Annotated in this window: 6 protein-coding genes; all 6 read right to left on the reverse strand. The window is 35.6% G+C overall.

The window, feature by feature from the left end:
• Window positions 1-617: 617 nt before the first annotated feature.
• Window positions 618-2,900 (reverse strand): ATP-binding protein, encoded by a 2,283-nt coding sequence (locus tag ACP6PL_RS02835; protein WP_426542324.1) that lies wholly within the window; start codon window positions 2,898-2,900, stop codon window positions 618-620.
• 250 nt (window positions 2,901-3,150) lie between these two features.
• Window positions 3,151-5,385, reverse strand: coding sequence for a CHASE2 domain-containing protein (locus ACP6PL_RS02840; protein ID WP_426542326.1), 2,235 nt, complete (start codon window positions 5,383-5,385; stop codon window positions 3,151-3,153).
• A gap of 539 nt (window positions 5,386-5,924) precedes the next feature.
• The gene (locus tag ACP6PL_RS02845; RefSeq protein WP_426542328.1) at window positions 5,925-6,707 is read right to left on the reverse strand and encodes a DUF928 domain-containing protein; all 783 of its coding nucleotides are present in this window, start codon (window positions 6,705-6,707) and stop codon (window positions 5,925-5,927) included.
• Between the two features lie 302 nt (window positions 6,708-7,009).
• Complete coding sequence (gene murQ / locus ACP6PL_RS02850; RefSeq protein ID WP_426542330.1) at window positions 7,010-7,939, reverse strand: N-acetylmuramic acid 6-phosphate etherase; 930 nt, start codon at window positions 7,937-7,939, stop codon at window positions 7,010-7,012.
• Between the two features lie 407 nt (window positions 7,940-8,346).
• Window positions 8,347-8,709, reverse strand: coding sequence for a DUF3110 domain-containing protein (locus ACP6PL_RS02855; protein ID WP_426542332.1), 363 nt, complete (start codon window positions 8,707-8,709; stop codon window positions 8,347-8,349).
• A 106-nt stretch (window positions 8,710-8,815) separates the two neighbouring features.
• A complete protein-coding gene (locus ACP6PL_RS02860; protein WP_426542334.1) occupies window positions 8,816-9,958 on the reverse strand; it encodes a DegT/DnrJ/EryC1/StrS family aminotransferase in 1,143 nt (380 codons plus the stop codon).
• Window positions 9,959-10,153 lie beyond the last annotated feature (195 nt).

Raw genomic sequence — 10,153 nt, forward strand, 5'->3', positions numbered from 1 at the left:
GGTTAAAACCCGAGGTAATTATCAATTATCCATTATCAATTATCAATTAATGAAATAGTGCTATAGTAAATAAACAGGTAATAACTGACGACTAAATAATTATATATAACGATTAGACCTCTATAAAAAACAGGGAGTAGGGAGTAGGGAGAAAGAATTAATGATTTCTGCGTATGGGATTGATTTGATTTTTAATTATCGGAGATGTCTATAGAAAAAGCTCAAAAAGCTAGTATTTTAGGATGATTATAGCAGAAAAATCAAGGGAAAATTTTTCCGACTACCTCATATATAATTCCCATTTATCCTAGCTCCTGATCCCCCTCCAGGGAGGGCTTAGGGGTGGGTTGACTCCTCCCCTCACTCATCAGACTTGTTCAACAAACCGTAATTATATGCACAAATTTTTAGGCTGATAGCTGAATTTCGTAGTTATATCATGTCCGGATAATTAGTGATAAAAAAAACTTTCTTATTTTTATACTTTCTTTCTGCTCTCTTCCCTCCTGACTCCTGACTCCTGACTCCTGACTCCTCCCTCATTTATTTATAACTATTCAACCGGACATGATATTACAACACAGGAAGCTAGCTGATATCTGATAGCTAATAGCTAGTTAAACAGCATTAGATTCTTTTGCTTGTTCTATCGTTTCAGTCAAATATTGGCGAACTTCTTTAAGTTTAAAACTACGGATTAAGGGTTTTAGTTCCTCAATAAAGGGAAGATACCGTGCATCTTTCTGTGATAAATTTTCTAGTTCTTGCTGCATAGCTTTGATTTGACCTTGCATTGATTGTTCCAGCAGAATAGTTAATTCACCAATAGTAGGAATAGTCACTTCATTGGTAGGGATCGCCTCGGAAACCTCGGTCAATGTTTTATCTAACTCTTTATATATCCATTGAATGTTTAAGTGTTGGACTAGCATACGATAAAGTTCTTCAGCTTCTATAGGTTTAGGTAAAAAATCATTGCCGCCAGCAGCAAAGCTCTTTTGACGGTCTGCTTCAAAGACACTAGCAGACGAAACAATTACAATTGTCTCTTTAAAAACCTTAGAATGGCGCAGTTGATCAAGCATTGTCCAACCATCCATTATGGGCATTTTCAGGTCAGTAATAATCAGATCGGGATTGACTTGATTGGATTTTTCTAAGGCTTCTTTTCCATTGTTAGCTTCTGATACCTGAAAACCGAGGGGTTGAAGAAGGTTAACTAAGACAGAACGGTTTTCCCATCGGTCGTCCACTACCAAAATTTGGAGTCGGCGACCAGAATAACCAATAATCTGTCCTAAATTAGTCAAGGTATTTGCTTGAACCCAATCTGTTGCCAGAGAACATTCTATCTCAAACTCGAAAACACTGCCGACATCTAGCTGGCTACTAACTTGAATAGAACTACCCATCATTTTCACAATTTTCTGGCTGATGGCTAGTCCTAAACCTGTTCCTTCTTGTTGCCGTTTGGATGTACCGACTTGTTCAAAGGGCAAAAAGATCGCCTCTAACTTTTCGGGGCTAATACCGCTTCCCGTGTCAGTAATCTTGAAGTGTAGTTTAACTGAAGACCCTTGATTTGCTTGGGAGATTACATTAAAAGTCACTTTTCCCCTGTCTGTAAACTTGATAGCATTACCTAATAAGTTGATCAATACCTGACGCAACCGTTTTTCATCAGTAATGATACCTGACGGCAAATTTTCAGAGGGTTGGTAGATAAAATCCAAACTCTTGTATTCGGCTTTGATCCCAGACAGTTCAGTTATCCCTTGAAGCAAGGCTGGAAGATAACAAGGGTTTGGGTAAAGTTCTAATTTACGGGCTTCAATTTTAGCTAAGTCGAGCACATCGTTAATGAGAGTGAGCAGGTGAAAACCAGACTGATATATAATACCCATACCTCTCTGCTGTTCTTCAGTGAGAGATGTCCTTGAGAGGATTTGAGTGTATCCCAAAATTCCATTCAGGGGTGTACGCAGTTCATGGCTCATGTTGGCTAAAAACTCACTTTTAGCTTGATTGGCAGCATCAGCAGCTTCTTTTGCCTCTTCTAGCTGGGCAGTATATTCGTGTTGTTCTTCTAATAAACTTTTTACCCGTTGGATAAGTTTGTTGAAAGAATTAGCTAGCATCCCTACATCATCTTTAGTTTGTATGGAAGCTTGTAGAGCAAAATTTGATTGTTGGGTTACCTTTTGGGCAATCTCAGTCAAAGTTTGAATGGGAGTGGCGATCAAATGGCTAGTGTAAAAGGCCAGAAGGATAGAGATTGCCACAGAAAGACCCAGCCCTATCAAGATGATTTTGGTACGCAGGGTTTCTGCTTTTTCCAAGTCAATTTCAGCTTCTTCCTCAAGCTTTTCCGTCAAGACATAGAAATCCGCCAGACGATCGGGAAATTCAATAAAGGCAACAAACTCAGGACTCCTGACCAACTGAACCAGCAACTTTTCTGCTTTTGCTGCTTCTTGTGGATTAATTGTTAGGGGCTGGACTTGTTGGACAAATTCTTGGGCTTTTTGAGAAAATTCCCCAACGGTAACTTGATATTTTTTCAGCAGAGGTTGTAAGCCTTCTAGAGTAGCAGCTTTTCCTGATTTATTGTGAGTAACTAGGAGTTTGTAAATTTTCTGAACCCGTTTAACCAGCTTGCTGCTTTCCTGACGAAAAATTTCAGGCTCTTGCAGGTGAGGAGATAGTTGCTTTGCTGGTCGATTGTATAATATATCAACTTGTAAAGTCCCCAGTAGTTTGCGTTTTTCAGAAGCAATTTTTCGGGACTCTAAGGCTTGCTTTTGATAATAGTTGCCGACAACTAGGCCAGTTATAGTTCCTGCTAAAGCAATGCCTAAAGCGAGGGCATATCCATAAATAATTTTATTTCTAATAGACATTTTTCGGTTTCAAAGGCTTCTAGTTCTAAGAAACCTCTTGCTACTCACCACAAATACATATATAAGTACCTGGGCAAAATTAATTTAATATTTTAGAGTGATAGGCAAAAGGTAAGAGAAATATAGCCGATTAGTAAATATATAAATAATTTTATACTACTATTTTATCTATGTTTCTCAAGTAAATATTCATTAATTTTTACTAATTATTCAATCGTCCTCAAAATATATAGAGAGTCAAAATTCTCATCTAAAGATTGGCTGTAACCCACGTTTCCAAAATTTCTTCAAATTCTGGAGATACAGCAGTGAAATGTATATAAAATCCACTCCGATCTTCTTTTTCACCTGTTACCTTGGCATAAATATAATCAATTTTTTCCTCTTGACAAGTTCTAGTTAATAAATTAATCTGGACGTTACTCATCACATCTACTAAATAATTAGATTTCACTTCAGCAGAATTACTAGATACTTTAACGAAACTTCCTGAAATTAATTTTTCGCTAACTTCCTTTCCCTCAATAACTGCAAACTGAATTGGAACTGGTTCTAATAAATCTACAAATAATTCTGACTTTACAGGTAGAAACAAATTATATTTTCCCGAAATAGCTCCTACTTGATAAATAGTTATAGCTTCAGGAAAACCTTTGATTTTCACAGATTTTTGCTGCACAATTTTGACAATAGAAGTGACTTCTTCAAGAGTATCTCCTGAAATCAGAATTTGACCTCCCACTGTATAAGACTCAATCCGAGAAGCTAAATTAATATTACTACCAACAACTCCATATTTAGACCTCCTATTACTACCAATATTACCAACCACAACTTCTCCAGTATTAATACCAACTCCCATCTGGATTTCTGGTAAACCTAATTCCTTTAATTTAGCATTCACGCCAGGCATTGCCATCTGCATTGCCACCGCACAAGCAACTGCTCTTTCTGCATCATCTTCTCTCTGAGTAGGAGCGCCAAAAATAACTAAAATTGCATCACCAATAAACTCATCAATAGTACCACCATATTGATTAATTACTTCTGTCATTTCCCCCAGGTAAATATTCAACATAGCAAAAATTGTTTCTGGTTCGGACCTTTCAGATATAGCAGAAAAACCTCTTAAGTCAGACATCAAAATTGTCACCTTTCGTCGTTGACAATCTAATTTTAATCCATCAGGATTTTCTAATAAATTAGCTACCACTTCATCAGTCAAATAACGACTAAAAACATCACGAATATATCCAGCAGTTTTAGCTACAAAAGCCGTAATAGCGATCGCCGACAACCAAATAGCTAAAAATGGGGAAATTATCGGAATCCACCAACCCCAGATAAAACTATAGTAACTGATACAAACCAACCCACTACTAGCAATAAATAAAGTAATAATAGATTTACCAGAAAATTGAGAAAAACCTCCTGAATAGCGCCATTTCCAACTAATAGTTGCACCTACTGTTGACCATAAAAGAATCCATAGCCATTCTAAATATTCTGGCAAGATTTTAATAAGATTCATCTCACCAAGAGCAGAACTAATAATCAGACTTGTGACGTTGGCATGAATTTCTACCCCTGACATTTTTTCAGGAATCCCAATAATTTTACTGCTGTAAGGAGTGAGAAACAAATCATTTTTACTTTCTGCCATTGACCCGATTAAAATAATTTTATCCCGCACCAGCTCAGGGGTAAGTTTATTGTTTAAAACATCAGTCACTGAAACCTGTTTAAATGTATATTCTGGGCTGCGATAATTAAGAATTATTTGATATCCTTCAGCATTAGTTTGTACATAACCACCATGATTATTTTCAAAAGGAATAAATACAGCTTTTTCTAATTGTAAATATTCAGGATTAACTGCTGCAGATCGAGGAAATATTTTATATTTTTGCAGATAAATTGTCGCTAATTTCAATCCTAAACTAGGCACTATTTTACCCTCTGAATCTGTCAAATACAAAAAGAAACGCCGAATTTTACTATCAGCATCCATAGGCATATCATTAGCAGCAATTTGATTCAGTTTATCTAAAACTGGTGGAGGATTAATAGGAGAATTGATTTGATTACCAACGACCTTTCTAATACCAATTAAATTTGGTGTAGATGCAAATACTTTGACTAATTTTTCATATCCTGGTTCTTCTGGTAAATCTCGATATATATCTAAACCAATTGCTGCTGGCTGATGCTTTTTCAAGTTTTCTATTAACTGAGCAAGAAGTTCATCTGATAAAATTGCCATCCCCAAAGTTTGTATATCTGATTCAGTAAATCCTACAATTAGTATCCTTTGATCTACTGGTTTTTGGGGACGAAATCTAATGAATTGATCGAATGCTGCTAACTCAAATAGTTGTAATATACCTGTTAAATGTAGCCCAATTAATAAAGTCGTAATACTAGGAGCAGTAATTAATAAGGCACGCCATTTCCAAGCCAGCTTTTTAATTATTTTTTGGCACATAATACCATTTTAATAAAGTTATGACATGAATCTTAATTCTTAAGTTCCCAAGGCATCGGGGGGTTGGGGGGATAGCTACGCCGACTTATCGGTATGAACTTAGTAGATAGCTTTAACAAATTGGTATAAAAACTTCTTGTTTTGATTACTTTATTAGCTTTGAGCGATCGGAATTTACTGAATAATTATTAGACTTCTTGCAGAAGTCAGGGAATAGGGAATAGGGAATATGGAATGAAATTTTTGATTTAATATCTTGAATTGATTTTATTTTTTATTTTTGGAGATGTCTATTAATTAAATATCTCCCCCCATAGGGTAAAAAGCGGTGGTTTGCGTAGCATTCTGTTAGGATAAGATGACGAGGTTTCCCGAAGAGTGCAGAGCTTTACGCTAGCAAAACGCTCGTTGTGCCCAGCGCTAAACGCCATATCCAATCACCAAGGCGAGAAAAGTGCTAGGATATTTCCTTATATTTAATCAAGAACGGTTTTAACCAGAGGTAGTTATCTATCATCCATTAATGAATAGAGCCAGATTTAATCTTCTGTTTCACAACAATCTAATATAGGTGCTGGAATTAATTCTTCTTTACCGTGAGAATTAGCAGAATTAAATAATTCTTGCCAGTCATGTATTAACTTAGGATTATTTAGATTTAACCTACGAAGTTCTACTATGCTTTCTAAAGCATCATACCAAATTCCTTGGGAAGCGTAAATACTTGGTACAGTTAGAGGTTTTGCTTTTTTTAATTTCTCAACCAGATATATATTAGGCTCAATACGTTCGATAAAACCTCGACTAAAAGCATCTCCACTGTGGTCTCCTGTATCAGGTTGACAAAATATTTGTATTCCCCAAGTATACTCTTTTCCTACTTCTAAAGGAGGTGATTTTTTTTCGGGAAGTTTAATCTTAATAATACCTGATTTTTCCGGAAGCTGCAAACGATGATTATAAATATTATTATTCTCTGCATCTGTAATAAAAAACTCTGCTTCCTGAGCATCTTTGTAAGGGGGAATATAGACAAAAAATGTTGGATATTTAGATAATGTCAATCCAATATTATTTTCTGGTATTAGGAGTAGTAAATTTTTTTCTTTAGACAAAGCACAACTACCACGAGTTCCTGTAGGTGTTGTAGTTGGAGGTGCCCCTCGATCTGGAGGTGTGTACATTTGAGAAATTTTCCAGCTACTACTAATATTTCTGAAAGTAGCTATTGCTAAAACAGGTTTTTGTAAAATAGCATCAATACCCCATAGCTTGATGAGTATCGTAACTGATAAACTAGCAATTAATGATAGGTATTTCATATTAGAGAGTAGGGAGTATGGAGTAGGAACAAAAAATATTTACCTCGTTAGTTTAAGCCAAAAACTTGAAATACTGAAGTTTATTTTTTTCATTCCCTTAAAATGGGAGGCTTGAGACCTGATTTTTTGGTCATAAATAGTTTCAAAATTTAGATATAAAATAATTCCCTGAAATTACTATAGAGTCAAAGTTTCTAGTTGATAAAATTTTAAGGCATGACTTCCGTGACAAGGTATGATAAACCTTTATTATATCTAGATTTTGATTGATTGGAAACTGTTAATTATCTGAGGAAAAAAAGTTATTCTTTCTTATTAGTTATCCCGGCTTTGTTCAATGCTGCCCTGAGATTACCTTGTTGTTCGGATAAGATATTATTCCCTTCTTCTTTTTCTAAATTACTCCAGTGCATTAAAAGTGCTAACTTAACTGAATCATCACTTTTATTTAATAATTTCCCTGCTTCATCCCGACTTAACTCAGTTAAATCCTCAATAATTCGTAAGGCCCGATCGCGTAACTTACTATTTTTTACAGCTACATCAATCATACGATTACCATAAACTTTGCCTAACCTCACCATTACTCCTGTTGATAAGATATTCAAAGCCATTTTTGTTACTGTTCCTGCCTTTAGACGGGTTGAACCAGCCAATAGTTCTGGACCAACTAACAACCTAATATCTACATCTACCTCTACTTTAAACTGTTCTACAGGAACACAAGTTATAAAAATCGTTTTTGCCCCCCTTTGCTTTGCTGCATCCAAAGCACCATGAACATAAGGAGTTGTACCACCAGCAGTAATACCAACTATCACATCTAAATTTGTGATATGGCGCAAAGCGATCGCCTGACTACCATCTTCCCAGCTATCCTCCAAATCTTCGGAACTGCGGACTAAAGCGCCGGCACCTCCAGCAATAATTCCTTGTACCAAATCTGGAAGCGTACAAAATGTGGGTGGACATTCAGCCGCATCCAATACCCCCAAACGACCACTTGTACCAGCTCCCACATAAAACAACTTACCACCTTGACCTAAAGCCTCAGTAGTCATGTCTACTGCTTGAGCTAGTTGTAAACGGGATGAGGCGATCGCCTCCAAAGTTCGACTATCCTCTTGATTAAACAAGTCTACTAACTCTAAAGAACTTAACTGATCGAGATTATGACTATTAGGATTAACCTGTTCAGTTAACAAATGACCTCGTTCTTGTAAATTTTTCATACCAAACCTTGACAAAATATTCAAACAATGTTTATTAAACTTGAAAAAGAAATATTATCTCTGTATATACAGTAAAAAAGCATCCATAACTTAAAAGCAATAATATGGATAGTCACTTTATCTGTACATTTCAACTTTTGAGTAAAAAATGAACTAGATAATAATTTTTTGCTTCTCCTCACCAAAAGCTTTTTGAGCAGACCTTAGATAAAGTCTAGGGATCAACCCATATATAGAAAAATCGTTTAGTTTTTGCAAGCTCCTTGATTAATTAATCCCAACAATACTTTTAACTTTTGACAAAAAAATTAGGTCTTAAGCCTCCCCTTAGATAGGGGATGAAAAAAATCAACTTTAGTATTTCAACCCGGAGGTAATGATAACTAATAACTGATAACTAAAATTACTTACAAAAGACCTTCCAATTGACGCTTAATTTTATCTAATTCAGTTTCGGTTTTTTCAGAAGTTTCGTCTACTTCTAATTGCCAATCAGTCTTTTCTACATTATTTTCTGGTGGAATAGTCAAAGCACCTGCTGACACAAGTTCCCAGTCATAATCAACACCCTTACAAAATTCTATAATTTCTTCTTGGTCAAATTCTTCAACTGTGGGAGTAGGAAAGTCTTGAGCTTCTAGCAATATACCAAAGCGGGTTGCATCATCCTCAGACTCAAACATAAATACCTTATTACGATCGCCCATCTGAATTGTATGTATTCCCTCATTTTCAGTTCGAGCATTAAACAGTAAAACAAATATTCGCATAACTTTCCCCAATTTAAATAGACAATTGTTGTGTCTATATTAATAGACACAAAAGAATAATGTGTCTAAATTATATTAATTTGCTCATACAACTTACTCCAATATTCTATTTAAGATGTCTAACTAAAGCTTCTCCTACTCGCCGAGCATCCTCTTCTGTCATGCCAGAAGTCAGAGGTGGGCAAATGTGATTCGGACACCAACGTTCGGCAAGAGGAAAACTCTGACCTTCACAAATACCTTGAAAAACTGGTTGTTGATGACAAGGTATTTCATAAACTGTTCCTCCTAAAAATATTCCTTCTTCTGCTAAAGCTGTTTTTACCTCTTTAGCATTTTTTCCCTCTGGCAAATGAACAATCAATTTATAATTACTAGCTACATCCATTTTTTCTGTAGAAACAAAAGATAGACTAGCTTCTTTTAAAGGTGCTGTAATTAATTCATAAGCTCGTTGCCTTTTATTCAACATTTCTGGCAATTTTGCTAAATGAATTCTACCAAGAAGAGCATTAATTTCCGTGATGCGCATACTATTCCCAAAGTCTGTATGTAAACCACCAAAGTCCATACCTCGCTTTCCTTGATTTCTGAGCGATCGCGCAATATAGTCTTCTTCCTCATCATTAAGAGTTATCATTCCGCCCTCGCAAGTTGTCATAACTTTAGTGGGGAAAAATGAAAAAGCAGCACCGTCTCCTAAATTTCCAGCACTTACACCATTTATTTTACTACCGTGAGCATGGGCGGTATCTTCCAAAACAAACAACCCTTGCTGATGACAATATTCCACTACTTGAGGAAATTCTGGAGAAATTACACCTCCAATATGAACCCACAATACACCAGAAATCTTCTCTGGAAGATTTTTACCTTTTTCTACCGCTTCTTGTACCATTTGCAAAGAAGGCGCAAATGTTTGTTCATCCATATCCAGGTATTGCACTTTTCCGCCAGCACGAATCACCATGGCAATAGTGGCAAAGTTAGTATTGGTAGGAACTAAAACAGTTGTTCCCTCAACCTTTTTTAAGCGTAAGATAATTTCTAATCCGGAGGAACCACTATTAACAGCGATCGCATACTTTGTCCCCACATATTCAGCAAATGCTTGTTCAAATGCTGTGGTATTTTCTCCTAAAATCAACTTTCCAGACCTTAAAATTTTCTCTGATTCTGATAAGAAGTATTGAATTTCATCATCTGTAATATCGAAATAAAAGGGTTTAATTTGTTGATTTGTTGTCATGTTATTTGTTTAATATCTATTAAATTACCGAGTCAAAAAAATCAAAATATTCAAAATAGCTAAATTTTAATATTTTAACTAACTCACTTAATAATAACTAGATTGGGTATTACCGAATAATTAATTATTAATAATTAATTATTAAATAATTATGGTTTAAAGCCTCCCCTTGGATAGGGGAAAAAGCGGTCGTTT

The sequence above is a fragment of the Dapis purpurea BLCC-M126 genome (genome assembly GCF_050015975.1).
Taxonomy (GTDB): domain Bacteria; phylum Cyanobacteriota; class Cyanobacteriia; order Cyanobacteriales; family Microcoleaceae; genus Trichodesmium.

Bases quoted from the DNA above. Each gene is read 5' to 3' on its own strand.
- ACP6PL_RS02835 (WP_426542324.1), bottom strand. From the start codon at position 2,900: ATGTCTATTAGAAATAAAATTATTTATGGATATGCCCTCGCTTTAGGC.
- ACP6PL_RS02840 (WP_426542326.1), bottom strand. From the start codon at position 5,385: ATGTGCCAAAAAATAATTAAAAAGCTGGCTTGGAAATGGCGTGCCTTA.
- ACP6PL_RS02845 (WP_426542328.1), bottom strand. From the start codon at position 6,707: ATGAAATACCTATCATTAATTGCTAGTTTATCAGTTACGATACTCATC.
- murQ (WP_426542330.1), bottom strand. From the start codon at position 7,939: ATGAAAAATTTACAAGAACGAGGTCATTTGTTAACTGAACAGGTTAAT.
- ACP6PL_RS02855 (WP_426542332.1), bottom strand. From the start codon at position 8,709: ATGCGAATATTTGTTTTACTGTTTAATGCTCGAACTGAAAATGAGGGA.
- ACP6PL_RS02860 (WP_426542334.1), bottom strand. From the start codon at position 9,958: ATGACAACAAATCAACAAATTAAACCCTTTTATTTCGATATTACAGAT.